This window comes from Curtobacterium sp. JUb34, assembly GCF_003755065.1.
Lineage (GTDB): Bacteria > Actinomycetota > Actinomycetes > Actinomycetales > Microbacteriaceae > Curtobacterium.
Window position 1 is genome coordinate 40,338 of record NZ_RJVH01000004.1, and the last position, 16,076, is coordinate 56,413.

Annotated in this window: 15 protein-coding genes; 7 read left to right on the top strand and 8 right to left on the bottom strand. The window is 73.6% G+C overall.

What is annotated here, in order from left to right; translation table 11 throughout:
- Positions 1-145: 145 nt before the first annotated feature.
- The 5 genes from hpf to mtrA all read right to left on the bottom strand — a co-directional run bounded on the left by hpf (position 146) and on the right by mtrA (position 5,923).
- Entirely contained in the window at positions 146-847 is a 702-nt protein-coding gene (gene hpf, locus EDF63_RS14210; protein WP_123313693.1) for a ribosome hibernation-promoting factor, HPF/YfiA family, read from the bottom strand.
- A 160-nt stretch (positions 848-1,007) separates the two neighbouring features.
- Positions 1,008-1,727: a ComF family protein gene (locus EDF63_RS14215; RefSeq protein WP_123313694.1), complete on the bottom strand. Its 720-nt coding sequence runs from the start codon at positions 1,725-1,727 to the stop codon at positions 1,008-1,010.
- A gap of 100 nt (positions 1,728-1,827) precedes the next feature.
- Complete coding sequence (locus EDF63_RS14220) at positions 1,828-3,522, bottom strand: GerMN domain-containing protein (RefSeq protein ID WP_123313695.1); 1,695 nt, start codon at positions 3,520-3,522, stop codon at positions 1,828-1,830.
- Positions 3,522-5,243 carry an MtrAB system histidine kinase MtrB gene (mtrB, locus tag EDF63_RS14225; protein ID WP_260233125.1) on the bottom strand — a complete coding sequence of 574 codons (1,722 nt, stop codon included), beginning with the start codon at positions 5,241-5,243 and terminating at the stop codon, positions 3,522-3,524. The genes EDF63_RS14220 and mtrB overlap by 1 nt, the downstream gene beginning before the upstream one ends.
- A gap of 5 nt (positions 5,244-5,248) precedes the next feature.
- Positions 5,249-5,923, bottom strand: coding sequence for an MtrAB system response regulator MtrA (gene mtrA, locus EDF63_RS14230; protein WP_123292246.1), 675 nt, complete (start codon positions 5,921-5,923; stop codon positions 5,249-5,251).
- Positions 5,924-6,242: 319 nt separating this feature from the next.
- Between mtrA and EDF63_RS14235 the strand changes: the two genes are divergently transcribed.
- Genes EDF63_RS14235 through EDF63_RS14255 form a run of 5 tightly spaced genes read left to right on the top strand, consistent with a single transcriptional unit; the run spans position 6,243 to position 11,692 of the window.
- Positions 6,243-7,466 carry a glycerophosphoryl diester phosphodiesterase membrane domain-containing protein gene (locus EDF63_RS14235; protein WP_185021439.1) on the top strand — a complete coding sequence of 408 codons (1,224 nt, stop codon included), beginning with the start codon at positions 6,243-6,245 and terminating at the stop codon, positions 7,464-7,466.
- Positions 7,463-8,104: a DUF4129 domain-containing protein gene (locus EDF63_RS19075; protein WP_123313697.1), complete on the top strand. Its 642-nt coding sequence runs from the start codon at positions 7,463-7,465 to the stop codon at positions 8,102-8,104. The genes EDF63_RS14235 and EDF63_RS19075 overlap by 4 nt, the downstream gene beginning before the upstream one ends.
- Positions 8,101-9,330, top strand: a complete 1,230-nt coding sequence (locus EDF63_RS14245) for a DUF4350 domain-containing protein (protein ID WP_123313698.1) — start codon at positions 8,101-8,103, stop codon at positions 9,328-9,330. The genes EDF63_RS19075 and EDF63_RS14245 overlap by 4 nt, the downstream gene beginning before the upstream one ends.
- Before the next feature lie 5 nt (positions 9,331-9,335).
- A complete protein-coding gene (locus tag EDF63_RS14250) occupies positions 9,336-10,340 on the top strand; it encodes an AAA family ATPase (RefSeq protein ID WP_395872255.1) in 1,005 nt (334 codons plus the stop codon).
- Complete coding sequence (locus tag EDF63_RS14255; RefSeq protein WP_123313699.1) at positions 10,340-11,692, top strand: DUF58 domain-containing protein; 1,353 nt, start codon at positions 10,340-10,342, stop codon at positions 11,690-11,692. The genes EDF63_RS14250 and EDF63_RS14255 overlap by 1 nt, the downstream gene beginning before the upstream one ends.
- 12 nt (positions 11,693-11,704) lie before the next feature.
- Here EDF63_RS14255 and EDF63_RS14260 read toward each other — a convergent pair whose 3' ends face one another.
- Complete coding sequence (locus tag EDF63_RS14260; protein WP_123313700.1) at positions 11,705-12,703, bottom strand: stage II sporulation protein M; 999 nt, start codon at positions 12,701-12,703, stop codon at positions 11,705-11,707.
- Between the two features lie 42 nt (positions 12,704-12,745).
- Here EDF63_RS14260 and EDF63_RS14265 point away from each other — a divergent pair, with 42 nt between their 5' ends.
- Positions 12,746-13,615, top strand: coding sequence for an RDD family protein (locus EDF63_RS14265; RefSeq protein ID WP_123313701.1), 870 nt, complete (start codon positions 12,746-12,748; stop codon positions 13,613-13,615).
- Between the two features lie 115 nt (positions 13,616-13,730).
- On the opposite strand, the gene ahcY is transcribed toward EDF63_RS14265, so the two are convergent.
- Together ahcY and EDF63_RS14275 are read right to left on the bottom strand one after the other, a co-directional pair.
- Entirely contained in the window at positions 13,731-15,209 is a 1,479-nt protein-coding gene (gene ahcY / locus EDF63_RS14270; protein ID WP_123314067.1) for an adenosylhomocysteinase, read from the bottom strand.
- Between the two features lie 104 nt (positions 15,210-15,313).
- Positions 15,314-15,529, bottom strand: a complete 216-nt coding sequence (locus tag EDF63_RS14275) for a DUF3499 family protein (RefSeq protein ID WP_123313702.1) — start codon at positions 15,527-15,529, stop codon at positions 15,314-15,316.
- 78 nt (positions 15,530-15,607) lie between these two features.
- Here EDF63_RS14275 and EDF63_RS14280 point away from each other — a divergent pair, with 78 nt between their 5' ends.
- Entirely contained in the window at positions 15,608-16,048 is a 441-nt protein-coding gene (locus EDF63_RS14280; protein WP_123313703.1) for a metallopeptidase family protein, read from the top strand.
- The last annotated feature ends 28 nt before the right edge of the window (positions 16,049-16,076 follow it).

Consider the following 16,076-nt stretch of genomic DNA (forward strand, 5'->3'; position numbering starts at 1 on the left):
GCGCGACCTGCGCGCCCGATCGACCAGTCATGCTAGCAACCCACCGGTGCCGTGCGCTGTGAGGGACGTCGGCGTGGGAACAGCGGTGTGCGCGGCCCGCGAACGGGCCGCGCACACCGGGTCGGACGAGTCCGCGGCGATCGCGTCAGGCGAGCGCGGCGGCGGGCTCGGCGTCCGCCGACGCCGTGGCGCCGGTCTGGTCGTCGATGCCGATCACGCCGTAGTCCCAGCCCTTGCGCCGGTAGACCACGCTCGGGCGGTGGGTCTCGGCGTCGACGAACAGGTAGAAGTCGTGCCCGACGAGCTCCATGAAGTACAGGGCGTCGTCAACCGTCATCGGGGCGGCCTCGAACACCTTGTGCCGGATCACCACGGGGCTGTAGACCTCGGTGTCGTCCTCCTCCGTCGTCTGCTCGTCGACGACGGGGACCGCGCCGGTGGCGACGTCCTCGATGAGTCGGCCGTCGGCGGGGACCACCCCCATGCCGTCGAAGGCACTGCCGGCGGCCTCGGCCACCGAGGTCGGACGGTGACGACCGCGGTGCACCTTGCGCCGGTCGCGGGCACGGCGCAGGCGTTCCATGATGCGGGCGAAGGCGAGGTCGAAGGCGGCGTACTTGTCGGACGCCGCGGACTCCGCCCGCACGAGGGGCCCGGGACCGATGAGCGTGAGCTCGATGCGGTCCTCGCCCTGGCTGCCGCCGGACTTCTCGTGGTGGCGGCTTATGCGCACCTCGAAGGCGAGCGCACGGTCAGCGAGCACGTCGATCTTCTCGGACTTCTGTTCGACGTAGGTGCGGAATCGGTCGGTGACCCCGACGTTCCGGCCTGTGATCGTCACGTCCATGTCGCGGCTCCCATCGAGCTTCGGCGCGTCGCCTCCATCCGGCGAACCCGAACGCCTTGTCGCGAGGCTAGACCCGCGGCTGGTCCGGCGTCACGGTGCGGCGGCGAGTCCGCCGGACACTCACCGGACGCACAGTGGTCACCCGGTGTTCACCGAGGCGTCAGTCCTCGACGCTCGCGACGGCGACGCACCGGACGACCCGACCGCCCGCGGCCCGCACCGCGCGGACGCCCTCGGCCATCGTGACGCCGGTCGTCACGACGTCGTCCACCAGCACGACGTCCCGCCCCCCGACCCCGTTGGCCCGCAGCGTGCCGACGGTCGCCGCGACCCGCTCGATCGCCGTCCGTTCCTTCTGGCCCGGCCCACCGTCCGCAGGTCCGCCCCGTCCCCGTACCCGTACCCGCCGGAGTCGCCCGGTGCCGCGGACGCCGCCGCGGGCGAGCAGCAGCACCACGGGGTCGAAGCCGCGCCGCCGTGCCCCGGCCCGCGACGGCGGCACCCGCAGCACCACCGTGCCGGCAGGGGCCTCGGCGAGCGCCGCGCGGACGAGCGTGCCGAACCGACCGCCGAGTGGACGTGCCACGTCGACCCGGCTCCGGAGCTTCAGCTCGAGGAGCAGCGTGCGGACGAGCCCCTCGTACTCGAACGCGGCGTCGAGCCGGACCCCCGCGACGAGGCGCACCCGACGCGGGCGTGCGGCCAGGTCGGCGCGGCAGGCCCGGCAGAGCGCACGGTCCGGGCGTCCGCAGCCCAGGCACTCCACGGGCAGGAACAGACCGAGCACGGCGAACGCGGCGTCCCGCCACGGCGTGGGCGAGCTCGGGGCGGTCGCCTCCGCGGTGCGCGTCCCGGCGGTGGGATGGTCCTCGGTGCGCATGCGACGAGTGTGGTGGCGACCGGACGGCGGGCGCGGGCCGGCGGTGCGGACGGTGGACGGGCCTCCTGGCCGGGGTGGGTGTGGAGGGGAGACCGCGTCGTCAGCGCTGGACGCCGAGCACGTCGGCGGTGACGCCGGTCGTGTCCCAGCCGCCGCCGGTGGACTGCAGCACCGACCCGCTCGACATCCGGAGGAGCAGTGCACCGCCGCTGCCGCCGCTGATCGACGTAGCGCGACCGTCCGGCTTCGGCAGGGTGCTCGACTGGCCGCCGATGGTGGTCCGCACCACGTTCGGCCCGGCCGTGGTCTGCCCGACCGAGGCCACGTCGGTGTCGTTCACCCACGTCGCCCCCACCGCGTCGCCGGTGGCCGCCTGCACGCGGACGGCTGCACCGAACGACGTCGGCGACCGGTCGGACCCGCGGATGACCGCCATGACGTACAGGCCGGGGCCGTCCGCGGTCTCGATCAGGGCGAGTGCCCGGGTGGAGTCGCGGGACACCTGGAACGACACGAGCTCGCCGCGCGGCAACGACGTCGCGACCTGGTGCGGGTCGCCGCCGAGGCCGTACGCGGTGATCCGGCGGGTGTCCGACGACTGGCCGACCCAGACGAACCCGAGGTCGTCGATCGAGGGGGCGACCAGGTCCTCGCGCGCGTCGACGCGCAGGTGGTCGTCGCCGCGCACGACGACGGCGCCGTCGCGGTTGCCGACGGCGGCCGTGGTGCCGGAGGCGGACAGCGCGATCGAGGTCGGGTCGAGGTCAGCCACGGTGTCGCCGACGCCGCCGCCGAGCTTCGCGACCTTGCCGGTGCCCGTGGCCGCGTAGCCGACGACGCCGTCCTCGTCGACGAGGGGTCGGGGGTCCACGTCCGGGTTCTGCTGCGCGTTCGCCCCACCCGAGTCGGGCACGGACACGCTCGCTCCCTCGATGGTCATCGACACCGACGAGATCGTGGCGACCGAGGCGAGGGACTTGCTCAGCTGCTCGCGCATCCGGACGCGGTCGACGGTGCTGGCGCCCAGCGCGTCGCTGGACAGGTCGACGAGCGCGGTGCCGCTGTCGATGGTGACGGCGTTCAGGGAGAGCTGGGTGCCCTCCGGGAACGACGAGACCACGGCGCCCTTCAGCCAGTCGGCGGGGCCGGCGAGCAGGGCGCTGGCGATGCGCGTGCTCGTGGACGAGCGGGCGAGGAACCAGCGCTCGTCCGGCACGAGGAACCGGAACGTCGGGTCGTAGAAGTACAGGGCGTGCTGCTGGAAGACCGAGTCGAAGCTGACCGGGGACAGGATGATGCCGTCCGGCGCGTAGGCGATGCGCCACTCGCCGTCCTCGCGGGTGAACTGGAACGTCAGCGTGGACGAGGTCGGGCGGACCGCCTGCGTGTACTCCCCCTCGGAGTCGACGGTGGCGCTCGCGGTGAGCGTGTACGTCAGCTCGCGGTCGTCGGCGCGCTCGACGGTGCCGCTGCCGTCGCGGATCGTGACGCCCTGGCGCGGGTTCCACTGCTGCGAGAAGTCCGAGGCCAGGAACTGCCGGGCGATCGCGTAGTTGTCCTGCGCGCCGGTGGCCGCCGCGATGAACCCGCGCAGGATCGCCGTCTGGTCGGAGCCGGTGATCGGCTTGTCCGGCCGGAAGTCGACGCCGGAGAGTGACTCGTCCTTGATCGTCTGCCCGGTGCGAACGGCGCCGTCGACGGGGATGGCGGCGCAGGCGGTGAGCGCCAGCACGCTGACGGCGGCCAGTGCCGCGGCGACGACGTGCCGGAGCCGGGGACGGGGACGGGAACGCATCAGGACTCCTCTCGCACGGCGCGGGGGCCGTCGTACGACTCGTCGAGCTCGGGCAGCGGGATCGCCGACGTCGCGGCTGTGCCCTGCTCGTTGCGGGGCAGGGTGAGCACGAACGTCGACCCGTGACCAGGGCGGGACCACACGTCGATCCGACCACCGTGCAGCTTCGCGTCGCCCAGGCTGATCGCGAGACCGAGACCGGTGCCGCCGATGGTGCGCTTGCGGCTCGGGTCGGCACGCCAGAACCGGTCGAACACCCGGGCGGCGTCCTCCGGCGGCATGCCGACGCCCTGGTCGCGCACGGCGATGGCGACCGTGCGGGCGTCGCTGTCGACGACGACCTGGACGGGCTTGGCGTCACCGTGCTCGATCGCGTTGCCGACCAGGTTGCGCAGGATGCGGCGGACCCGCTTGGCGTCGAGCCGCATCGTGGTGTGGCCGCCCGGGGTGGCGAGCTGCAGGTCGATGCCGGCCCGTTCGGCGAGGGGGCGGAACTCCTCGACGATGTCCGCGGCGAGCGCCGCGGGCACCGACGGCTCGGTGTCGAGCTGGACGGCCTGGGCGTCGTAGCGGGAGATCTCGAGCAGGTCGGCGAGCAGCAACTCGAACCGTTCCACCTGCGCGTGCAGGAGTTCGGCCGAGCGACCGACCGACGGCTCGAACGCGTGCCGCGAGTCGAAGAGCATGTCGCCGGCGAGCCGGATCGTGGTGAGCGGGGTGCGCAGCTCGTGGGACACGTCGGACACGAAGCGCTGCTGCACGCGGGAGAGCTCGGCGAGCTGCGTGATCTGTCGGCTGACGGCCTCGGCCATGCCGTTGAAGCTGCGCGCGAGGGTCGCCAGGTCGTCCTGGCCGCGCACCGGGATGCGTTCGTCCAGACGGCCGGCGGCGATCTTGCGGCTCGTCTCCGCTGCCTCGCGGATCGGGACCACGACCAGCCGGACGACGAGCGAGGTCACCAGGGCGATGAGCACCATGAGCGCGACGCCGCCGATCGAGAGCGTCTGCGACACGAAGTCCAGGGTCTGCTGCGCGTCGGACAGGTCGTAGACCAGGTACAGCTCGTACTGGCCGGCGCTCGGGATCTGCAGCGTGGAGCCGACGGCGAGCCCGGGCACGCGGCGGCCGTCGTCGTCGAGCTGCACGGGCTGCAGGCTGAGCTTGCCGGTGTTCGCGCCGACCTCCTTGCGCAGGGCGTCGGTGATCACGGCGTCCGGGAAGTCCTGGCTCGCGATGGTCTGCAGCGTCTGCGGGGTGGACTGGTCCGGGCTCCGCTCGATCGCGATGCTCGTGCCGCCGGGGCTGGTCGTGTTCGACAGGATCGCCTGCTGCGCCTCGTTCTGCAGCGTCTCGAGCTCGGACTGGTTGTTGTCCTCGGCGGCGGTGGCGGCGTCGAAGATCCCCTGCGCGACGATGGTCGCCCGGGCCGACTCCGACTCGATCTGGTCGCGGCGCTGCGAGTAGACGTTCGTCGAGATGCTCACCATGACGGCGGTGCCGATGATCCCGACGGCCAGTCCGGTCGTCATCACGGTGATGGCGACCGAGCGGAACATCAGGGACCGTCGCCACACGTACGCGACGGGCCGCCAGCCACGACGGACCCAGCGGCGCATCCGTCGCCGACCGCGGCCGACCACGCCGATCGACACGGTGGCCGCGCCGGGGGCGGCACCGGATGCCGTGCCGGGACCGGTGCCGGCGGGCGGGGCGGGCGGCACGGCGGTCAGGCTCCTCCGGCGCGGTACCCGACGCCGCGGACCGTGGTGACGGTCTTCGGGTTGTCGGGGTCGTGCTCGATCTTCGCGCGCAGGCGCTGCACGTGCACGTTCACCAGGCGGGTGTCGGCCTTGTAGTGGTAGCCCCAGACCTGCTCGAGGAGCATCTCGCGGGTGAAGACCTGGTTCGGCTTCTCGGCGAGCGCGCGGAGCAGGTCGAACTCGAGCGGGGTGAGCGCGATGACCGTGTCGCCGCGGCGCACCTCGTGCCCGGCGACGTCGACGGTCACGTCACCGACGTGCAGGACCGTGGCGTCGGTGGCGCTCGGCCGCAGCCGCGTGCGGATGCGGGCGACGAGCTCCTTGGGGTTGAACGGCTTGACGACGTAGTCGTCGGCACCGTTCTCGAGGCCGAGGACGACGTCGGCGGTGTCGCTCTTGGCGGTGAGCATGATGATCGGCGTGCCGCTCTCGGCGCGGATGCGCTTGCAGACCTCGATGCCGTCGATGCCCGGGAGCATCACGTCGAGCAGGACGAGGTCCGGCTTCGTGCTGTGGAACGCGTCGACGGCGTCGTTGCCGTCGGCGCTGAACTCGGGTTCGTAGCCCTCCGAGCGGAGGACGATGCCGATCATCTCGGCGAGGGCCTGGTCGTCGTCGACGACGAGGATGCGCGGTGTCATGTGATGTGGACTCCGTGTGGCGTGCGGGTGGTGCCGGGTCGGCACGTGTCCCCACACGATAGCCGAGGCCCCGTCACGCGGCGTTTTCCGCCAGGATGGACGTGGACCGCGCGTCGCAGCGCGGACCGACACGACGAAGGGGGCCGAGGTCATGTCCGATTGGCAGACGCCGGGCGGTGGACGGCAGGGTGCGGGACAGCAGGGTCCGTGGCAGGGGCACGAGCAGCCGGGAGGCCCGCCCCACTCCTCCGCGCCGCGACCGCCCGCCCCGGGGCCGGGTCGACCGCCCGGCGACCGACAGCCGTCCGGCTCGCGTCCGGTGATCCCCCTCCGCCCGCTCGGGCTGGGTGACGTCCTCAGCGGCGCGTTCACGGTCTTCCGCCGCAACGCCCGCGTCCTGCTGCTCTGGAGCGTGCTGCTCAGCGGCGTGCTCGGGCTGCTCTCCACCCTCGTCAGCACCTTCGGCCAGCAGGCGCTGCAGTCGCGGATGATGACCGCGTTCGACGGCAACGGTGGTGGCGACACGATCGTCGCGGGCTCGGTGACGCTGTGGATCCTGCTGACGATCGGCCTGCCGTTCCTGGCGTACCTCGGGCGCGGGTTCCTCGTCGCGCCCGTCGCCGCGGACACCGGGCAGCGCGTGCTCGGCCGCCGTGCGACGTTCCGGGGCCTCTGGGCGTTGCTCGCCGGGCGGCGGTGGCCGGTCGTCGGGTGGATGTTCGTGCAGATCGGCGCGGGTCTCGTCGTCGGCATCGTCGTCGTGGTGGTCTTCGTCGCGTTCTTCGCGGCGCTCGGCGCCGGGGACGCCAGCGCCGGGTGGTTCGTGCTCGCCGTCTTCCTGATGGTCCTCGGCCTCGGCGTGGTCCTGACCTGGCTCGGCATCCGCTTCGCCTTCACGGTGCCGACCATCGCGCTCGAGGGCCGACCGGTGTTCGCCGCCGCCGCGCAGTCCTGGCGGCTGACCCGCGGTGCGTTCTGGCGGACCTTCGGCATCCTCCTGCTCGTGCAGGTGATGTTCGGCGTCGCGGCGTCGATCGCCTCGGCGCCGCTCACCATCGGGGCGGTGCTCGTCGGCGGGGTGTTCGACCCGCTCGGGCAGACCGACGCGTCATCGGGGATCGGTGGCGGCGCCCTCGTCCTGATCGTCATCGGCAGCCTGCTCGCGATCGCCGTGCAGTGCATCACCGACGTGCTGAGCGCGGCGGTCGTCACCTTCCTGACCATCGACCGGCGGATCCGGACCGAGGCCCTCGACCAGCGCATCGCGTCGCACCTGGACACCGGGCAGCCAGCCGACCCGTTCGCTCCGTCGGCACCGGTCGCCCGACCGCCGTGGCCGCAGCAGCAGTGGGCCGGGCAGCAGCAGCCCTGGGCCCAGCAGCAGCCGTGGGCCCAGCAGCAGCCGCAGCAGTGGCCCGGACAACCCCCGCAGGCATGGCCCGGACAACAGCAGGCGCAGCAGCCCTGGCCCGGGCAGCAGCAACCGTGGCCGCACCACCCGCCGCAGCAGGGACAGCACCGTCCGCCGGACGGGACCGCATGACCGCGGTCGACCCCGACGAGGCCCGCCGCCTGCTCGAACGCGAACTCGATCGGCCCGCCTACGACGGCGCCCACGTGACCTGGTGGGACCGCGCGTCACGGACGTTCCTGGACTGGCTCGGGTCGCTCCGCGCCGACGGACTCGACTCCCCCGTCGCAGCCCGCACCGCCCTGGTGATCGCGATCGTGGTGCTCGTCGCCGTCGTGGTGCTCGTGGTCGTCGCCCGCGGGCTCCCCCGACGTCGCGCACGCAGCGGCACGGACGACACCGGCGGGGTGTTCGACGACGACGACCTCCGGTCCGCCCGTGAACTGCTCGACGCCGCCCGGTCCGCGATCAGCCGGGGCGACTGGTCGGCCGCGGTCCTCGACGGTTTCCGTGCGACCGCCCGCGGCCTCGGCGAGCGCGATCTCGTCCCCGACGTCCCCGGTGCCACCGCACGGACCATCGCCGCCCGCGCAGCCGTCCCGTTCCCCGCCGAAGCCGCCGCGCTCGACGGCGCCGCCGCGGCCTTCGACGCCGTCCGCTACCTCGGGCTCGACGCCGACGAGGCCACCGCCCGGCGGGTCCTCGACACCGAGCACGCCGTGCGCCAGGCCCGTCCGGCCAGGTCCGTGGGGCCGGAGGTGCCGGCATGAGCACCAGCACCGCCACCGCGACGCCGCGCTCGGGCGCACCGGCACCGGAGCAGCCCGAGGGCCGCCGGTTCCGGTTCGGCTTCTGGGCCGCGATCGTGGTCGTCGGACTCGTGCTCGCCGTGCTCACCGCCGTGGTCCAGGGCGCCGAGGGCCCGGACCGCCGGCCGCTCGACCCGACGTCCACCACGGCGAGCGGATCGGCTGCGCTGGTCCGTGTCCTGGAGCAGCGGGGCACCTCCGTCCGGGTCACCGACCGTGCGGACGGGATCGACGGCGGCACGGTGTTCGTCGACGACTCCGACGGGGTCCTCGACCCCGCGGTCGCCGAGCGCATCGCCCGGACCGCGGAGCACGTGGTCCTGGTGGGTGTCGACTCCACGCCGTTCACGTCCTTCGGGCTCGACGTCACGACGGCGACGGCGCCCGGGAGCGGCGACACCGTGTCGACCGCGACCTGTGCGATCCCGGCCGCGGCCTCGGCAGCGCGGGTGTCCACCGACGGGTACGGCTACACGGTGGACGACCCCGACGCGGACCGGTGCGCGCCGTCCGGCAGCGGCGACGACCGGGCCTGGGGACTCGTCCGCGCGGCGACGCCCGGCGGTGACGTCACCCTGGTCGGCACCACGTCGGCCCTCCGCAACGACACGATCACGACCGCCGGGAACGCCGCGCTCGCCCTCGGGCTGCTCGGCGCTGACGACCGCCTCACCTGGTACACACCGACCGTCGGCGCACCCGACGCGGCCCCGACGCTCGGCGAGCTCGCGCCGCCGTGGGTGCCGAGCGGCATCGCGCTGCTCGCCCTGGTCGCCGTCGCCGCCGCGGTGTGGCGCGGCCGCCGCCTCGGGCCGCTGGTCGTCGAACGGATGCCCGTCGTGGTCCGCGCCGCCGAGACCACCGAGGGCCGGGCCCGGATGTACGCCCGCACCCACGACCGCACCCACGCCCTGGACACCCTCCGCGTCGCCGCGGTGCGCCGCATAGGTCGGCTGCTCGGACTCCCCCGCTCCGCGCACGTCGACGACGTCGTCCGCGCCGCAGCCCGCGCGACCGGCATCCCCCACGACCGCGTCGGCGCCGTCCTCGTCGGCGGTCCGACCACCGACGACCGCGCCCTCGTCGAGGGCACGAGGGCACTCGACGACCTCGAACGGGCCGTCCGACGATCCGCCTCGGGCGACCGTCCCAGCACCGACCACGACCGACCAGGAGCACGACCGTGACCGACCTGCCAGCAGTCCCCGACCAGCACGACCGACCCCGGCAGGACCCCGTCCCGGGCGACGCCGGCCTGCGCGACGCCTTCGGGCGCGTCCGGGCCGAGGTCGCCAAGGCCGTCGTCGGACAGGAGGGCGCGGTGTCCGGCATGATCGTCGGACTTCTGGCGCAGGGGCACGTGCTGCTCGAGGGCGTTCCCGGCGTCGCCAAGACCCTGCTCGTCCGCAGCCTGGCCGCCGCGATGTCGCTCGACACCAAGCGGATCCAGTTCACGCCGGACCTGATGCCCGGCGACGTCACCGGGTCGCTCGTGTACGACGCCTCCACCGGGACGTTCCCGTTCCGCGAGGGCCCGGTCTTCACCAACGTGCTGCTCGCCGACGAGGTGAACCGCACGCCCCCGAAGACCCAGTCCGCCCTGCTCGAGGCGATGGAGGAGCGGCAGGTCAGCGTGGACGGCGACGCCCGGCTGCTGCCCGACCCGTTCTTCGTGGCCGCGACGATGAACCCGATCGAGTTCGAGGGCACGTACACGCTCCCCGAAGCGCAGCTCGACCGCTTCCTGATGAAGCTGACGCTCGACATCCCGCCGCGCGACGTGGAGTGGCAGGTCCTCCGCCGGCACGCCGACGGCTTCGTGCCGCGAGACGTCCGGTCGGCCGGCATCACCCCCGTGGTCGGCGTCGACGAGGTCCTCGCCGCGCAGCGCGCCGTCCGTGCCGTCGGTGCCCGCGACGACGTGCTGGCGTACATCGTCGACCTCGCCCGCGCCACCCGCCAGGCACCGTCCGTCCGGGTCGGGGTCAGCCCGCGCGGTGCGACGGCCCTGCTCGCCGCGGCGAAGGCCTGGGCGTGGCTCACCGGCTATGACGCCATCACGCCCGACCACGTGCAGGCGATGACCCTGCCGGTCTGGCGGCACCGGCTCCGGGTGGCCGCCGACGCCGAGCTCGAGGGCGTCGGCGCCGACGGGGTGCTCCAGCAGGTGCTCGAGCAGGTGCGGGTGCCGATCTAGTGGCGGTCTCCGGCCGGTTCGTCGCGCTGCTCGCCGTCGCGATCGTCCCCACCGTGCTGCTCGCCAGCGGGTGGGCCGGTCTGGCGTGGGTCGTGGTCGTGCTGCTCGCCGCCGCCCTCGACGTCCTGCTCGCCGCCGATCTGACACGCGTGCGCGTCGAACGGCGCATGCCGCGACTGGCCCGACGCGACAGCACCGCCGACGGCACGCTCGTGCTCGCGAACGACGGCGGGCGGGTGCTCCGGGGCATCGTCCGCGACATGTGGGAACCCTCCGCCGGGCACCGGCCGCGCCGGATCCGGATGACGGTCCCCGCGGGTGAACGACGGACGGCACGGATGCGGTTCACCCCGTTCCGCCGCGGCCGCCGACGCACCGCCGGCGTCGCGGTCCGGGCCTTCGGTCCGCTCGGTCTCGCCGCTCGACAGCGGGTCGTGGCGGCCCCGGGTGAACTGGTCGTGACCCCGCCGTTCCGCTCGCGACGGCACCTGCCGTCGCGGTTGGCCCGGTTGCGCGAGCTCGACGGCGAGACCACCCTGCAGCTCCGCGGCCACGGCACCGAGTTCGACTCACTGCGCGACTACGTCCGGGGCGACGACGTCCGCTCGATCGACTGGCGGGCGACCGCCCGACGGCAGGACCTCGTGGTCCGCACCTGGCGTCCCGAGCGGGACCGCCGGGTCGTGGTCGTCGTCGACGCCGGACGTGCCGGAGCCGGCAGGGTCGCGGACGAACCACGCCTCGACACCTTCATCGAGTCCGCACTGCTCCTCGGCGCCCTGGCTGCGGCCGCCGGCGACCGGGTCGACCTGGCGGTCCTCGACGACAGCGTCCACGACCGCGTGCACGGTGCCACGCGCACCGACGTCGTCCAGCGGTTCGGCGAGGCCCTCGCGATGGCGGAACCCGGACTCGCCGCGACCGACTGGTCCGCGGTGCCGGCGCTCGTCGACTCGATCACGACGTCCCGAGCGCTCGTCGTCCTGGCGTCGAGCCTCGACTCGGTCGGTGCCTCCGGTGACCTGCTGGCGGTGCTGCCCCGGCTCACCCGGCGGCACGCCGTCGTGGTGACGAGCATCGAGGACCCGGCGGTGCAGCGGACCGCGCGCGGCGGGGTGGACCCGGCCACGACGGTCCGCACGGCGCGGGGCGGACGCGTGCCAGGCCTCCCCACCGGCGCGGAGCGCGACGTGTACCGACGGGCCGCCGCCGAACGCACGCTGCTCGATGCCGACGGCGTCGCCGACGTCGCACGACGTGCCGGCGCCGAGGTGGTCCGCGGCGCACCGGAGGACGTCCCGCCGCTCGTGGCGGACGCCTACCTGCGCGCGAAGGCCACGGGCCGGCTCTGAACCGACCCGCCGCTACCCGGCGACCAGCGCGGACGTGCCCCGCTCGAACTCGTCGAGGTCGCCGCGCTCCCCGGCGCGGTACGCACGACCGCCGAGCACCCACTGGTACGCGAGGACCGCGGCGAGCGCGACCGTCCCGATGCCGATCTTGACCGGCCACGGCCAGTCCTGGCGGGTGACGACGCCCTCGACCAGGCCGGAGAGCAGCAGGGTCAGCGTCAGGCCGACCGCGATCGTGATCAGTGCTCGGCCGTCCTCGGCGAGGGCCTGCGCGCGGGTGCGGTGCGGACCCGGCGCCACCCAGGACCAGAAGATCATCAGGCCCGCCCCGCCGGCGAGGAACACCGAGTACAGCTCGAGCTGACCGTGCGGGGCGATGTAGAGGAAGAAGTCGGCCAGGCGACCCTGCGAGTGCATGATCGCGGCGGACACCCCGAGCCCGACGGCGTTCTGCATGATCGAGAACGGCACGAAGACGCCCGTGATCCCGAACGCGACCATGGTCGCCGCGATGTACGCGTTGTTCGTCCACACCTGCGCCGTGAACGCGCCGAGGCCGTGGTCGGAGTAGTAGTCGACGAAGTCCTGCGTGGCGTACTGGCGGAGCGCCTCCGGCGTCCCGAAGGTCGCCGTCGCCCCCGGCGTCGTCGTGATCCACACGGCCACGATCGCGGCGATCGCCGCCGTCGCCAGCGCCACCCAGATCGTCACCCAGCGGATCCGGTACAGCGCAGCGGGCAGGTGCCGGGTGAAGAACAGGGCGACCGCGGTGAGCGGGTCGACCGGGGTGCCGGTGAAGCGCAGACGGGCGCGGTACAGCGTGAGGGACAACCGGTCACCGGTCGCCGTGCGGGGCGCTGCACCGCGGATGCGGGCCAGGTCCGTCGCGGCGGCCTGGTAGCCGGAGACGAGCTCGTCGACGTCGGCACCGGTGGTGTGCCGAGCGCGCGCGAGGCGGTCGAGTTCCTGCCACCGGTCGCGGTGCACCTCGGCGTAGGCGTCCAGGTCCACGTGTTCCCCCTCGTGTCGGCCGACTTCCGACAGAATGATCCCATGTCGAAGCCCCGCACGCCGCGCGACCTCGCCGACGCCCGGTTCTCGCTCGCCCTCGACGAGACCGCCGACGAGCTCGTGGTCGGCGAGGCGGTCGCGCTCGACGTGCAGCCCGCCGGACTCGTGCTGCGGTTGGCGTCGGCCCTCCTCGACGGGGTGTGCCTGCTCGTCCTGTACCTGCTCCTGGTGTTCGGGGTGTCCCGGCTCTGGCCGAGCGGCGTCGACGACGCGTGGGGCGCCGCGCTGAGCATCGCCCTGTTCGTCGCCGTGCTCGTGCTCGTGCCGGCCGCCGTCGAGACGGTGACCCGGGGCCGCAGCGTCGGGCGGTACGCGGTCGGCACCCGGGTCGTCCGCGTCGACGGCGGTGCCATCGGGTTCCGGCACGCGTTCACCCGCGCACTCGTCGGACTGTTCGAACTGTGGATGACGTTCGGGTCGGTGGCGCTGCTCGTCGCACTGTTCGGCAGTCGTCCACGGCGACTCGGGGACCTGCTCGCCGGCACCGTCGTGCAGCACGAGCGGCTGCCGAAGCAGCGCGACCCGCAGGTCGTGCTGCCGCCGGAGCTCGCGGCCTGGGCGACGGTCGCGGACGTCTCGGCGCTGCCGCAGCGGCTCGAGAACCGGCTCGGCGCGTTCTTCCGCGGGGCCGCCGTCATGCGCCCCGAGCTCCGGGAGTCCGCCGCCCGCGCGCTGGCCGCGGACGTCGCGGCCTTCGCCCACCCGGTGCCGCCGGTCCCCGCCGAGGTGTTCCTCGCCGGTGTCGTCGTGCTGCGGCGCGGGCGGGACGTGCAGGCGCTGCGCTCCCGCGTCGCCGTGCTCACCGCGGCGGGGGCGTCGGCGTCGGCGCGGCCGCCGGGCTTCCCGCGCTGAGGCCGCGCCTGCGGCACGGCACCAGGTTCCGGACACAGCACCACGACGTTGCGCAGTGCTGTGTCCGGAACCTGGTTCCGCGTGGCCGCAGCGCGCCGCCGGCCGCCCGACCGGCTCAGTAGCGGTAGTGCTCCGGCTTGAACGGTCCCTCGACCGGGACGCCGATGTACGCCGCCTGCTCGGGACGCAGCTCCGTCAGCTCCACCCCGAGGGCGCCCAGGTGCAGGCGCGCGACCTTCTCGTCCAGGTGCTTCGGCAGCACGTAGACCCCGGTCGGGTACTCGTCACGACGGGTGTGCAGCTCGATCTGCGCCAGGACCTGGTTCGTGAACGAGTTGCTCATCACGAACGACGGGTGCCCGGTGGCGTTGCCGAGGTTCATGAGCCGCCCTTCGGACAGCACCAGGATCGACCGACCGGTCGGCAGGCGCCACTCGTGCACCTGCGGCTTGATCTCGACCTTCTCCACACCGGGCAGCGACTCGAGGCCGGCCATGTCGATCTCGTTGTCGAAGTGCCCGACGTTGGCGACGATGGCCAGGTGCTTCAGCCCGAGCATCTCGTCGACGCCCACGACGCCGAGGTTGCCCGTGCAGGTGATGACCATGTCGACGGTGTCGACGACGTCGGCCAGTCGCGCCACCTGGTAGCCGTCCATCGCGGCCTGCAGCGCGCAGATCGGGTCGACCTCGCTGACGATGACGCGGGCGCCCTGGCCGCGCAGTGCCTCGGCCGCCCCCTTGCCGACGTCGCCGTAGCCGACGACGAACGCGACCTTTCCGCCCATCAGGACGTCGGTCGCCCGGTTCAGGCCGTCGGGCAGGGAGTGGCGGATGCCGTACTTGTTGTCGAACTTCGACTTCGTGACGGAGTCGTTGACGTTGATCGCCGGGAACCGCAGCTGCCCGTTCCGCGACAGCTCGTACAGGCGGTGCACGCCCGTGGTGGTCTCCTCGGTGACGCCCTCGATGTCTGCGGCGATGCGGGTCCAGCGGTCGGACGACGTCTCGAGCGACGCGGCGACGGTGTCGAGCACGATCTTCCACTCGGCGCTCGCGTCGGCACCGGCGACGGGAGCAGCACCAGCCGCTTCGGCGTCGGCGCCGGTGTGCACGAGCATTGTGGCGTCACCGCCGTCGTCCAGGATCAGGTTCGGACCGGCCCAGTCGGCTCCGACGGCGGCGGCCTCGGCGGTCCAGTCGAAGATGCGGCTGGTGCTCCACCAGTACTCCTCGAGCGTCTCGCCCTTCCACGCGAACACGGGGACGCCGGCTGGTGCGTCCGGCGTGCCGGTCGGCCCGACCGCGACGGCCGCTGCGGCTTCGTCCTGCGTGGAGAAGATGTTGCAGCTCGCCCAGCGCACCTGCGCGCCGAGGGCGACGAGCGTCTCGATCAGGACGGCGGTCTGCACCGTCATGTGCAGCGATCCGGCGATGCGCGCGCCGGCCAGCGGCTGCGACGCACCGAACTCCTCGCGCAGGGCCATCAGGCCCGGCATCTCGTTCTCGGCGAGGCGGATCTGGTGGCGGCCCGCCTCGGCGAGCGAGAGGTCGGCGACGCGGTACGGTGCTGCGGTCTGGGCTTCGGTGGGCATGCCCATCAGTCTTCCATGCCGGGAGGCGCGGGTCCCCAGCCGACGTCGGTCACGTTCCACGGGCCTCCCGTCCACCACCGCTGGTGCGTCGCGGACGCGAGCCCTCAGTCGGCCTCGCGCTGCAGCGGCTCGCGCCGCACCACCTGCCAGCCGCGCGGGACGCGCAGACCGGCGGCGTGCCGGGCGCAGAGGTCGTAGCCGTGCGGTTCGACCCGCGTGGAGAGCGGCCCGACCACGACCATGGAGTCGCCGTAGTCGTACGTCAGGGTCGCCGAAGCGCTCGCGGCGCACGCGACCTTGCTGCAGATCCTCACGTCCATGTCGTCAGGGAGCCTAGCGGAGCGCGCACGGGCGACCGGAGCGACCAGGAGCGACGGCGGCACGCGTACGATGTGGGGATGCGTCGCAAGCCCCGCCTCGTCACCCCGGTCGACCGCGGTCGAGGACGGTCCCGGCACGGACGCGGTGGGCGGTCGAGCGTGACCGGTCCTGAGCTCGCGCCGATCACCACCCGCGCCGAGGCGTTCGACCGCATCGTCGGCGACAGCGCCCACTACCTGATCGGCCTGTGGCCGGACGAACTGGCGGGCGTGGTGTTCCAGGTGGCCGACATGCCGACCGACGCGACGCTGCCCGATGCGATGCCCCGGTGGCGGATCGACCGCGACACCCGCAGGGTCACCGTGTTCCGGATCCCCGTCGAGCGCGTGAACCGCAGCCCCGAGAAGGACGACGCCGACCGGCGGATCATCGTCGAGACGGCCGTGTTCCGCGCCGTCGGCGAGCTGATCGGCAAGGACCCGTGGGACCTGGCGCCGGACCGCTACCGCCACTGGTGACGACCCGACGCACGGATGCGCCGCACCG

Excerpts from the sequence above, each read along its gene's own strand:
- hpf (WP_123313693.1), bottom strand. The coding sequence starts at position 847 with ATGGACGTGACGATCACAGGCCGGAACGTCGGGGTCACCGACCGATTC.
- EDF63_RS14215 (WP_123313694.1), bottom strand. The coding sequence starts at position 1,727 with ATGCGCACCGAGGACCATCCCACCGCCGGGACGCGCACCGCGGAGGCG.
- EDF63_RS14220 (WP_123313695.1), bottom strand. The coding sequence starts at position 3,522 with ATGCGTTCCCGTCCCCGTCCCCGGCTCCGGCACGTCGTCGCCGCGGCA.
- mtrA (WP_123292246.1), bottom strand. The coding sequence starts at position 5,923 with ATGACACCGCGCATCCTCGTCGTCGACGACGACCAGGCCCTCGCCGAG.
- EDF63_RS19075 (WP_123313697.1), top strand. The coding sequence starts at position 7,463 with ATGACCGCGGTCGACCCCGACGAGGCCCGCCGCCTGCTCGAACGCGAA.
- EDF63_RS14245 (WP_123313698.1), top strand. The coding sequence starts at position 8,101 with ATGAGCACCAGCACCGCCACCGCGACGCCGCGCTCGGGCGCACCGGCA.
- EDF63_RS14265 (WP_123313701.1), top strand. The coding sequence starts at position 12,746 with ATGTCGAAGCCCCGCACGCCGCGCGACCTCGCCGACGCCCGGTTCTCG.
- ahcY (WP_123314067.1), bottom strand. The coding sequence starts at position 15,209 with ATGCCCACCGAAGCCCAGACCGCAGCACCGTACCGCGTCGCCGACCTC.
- EDF63_RS14275 (WP_123313702.1), bottom strand. The coding sequence starts at position 15,529 with ATGGACGTGAGGATCTGCAGCAAGGTCGCGTGCGCCGCGAGCGCTTCG.
- EDF63_RS14280 (WP_123313703.1), top strand. The coding sequence starts at position 15,608 with ATGCGTCGCAAGCCCCGCCTCGTCACCCCGGTCGACCGCGGTCGAGGA.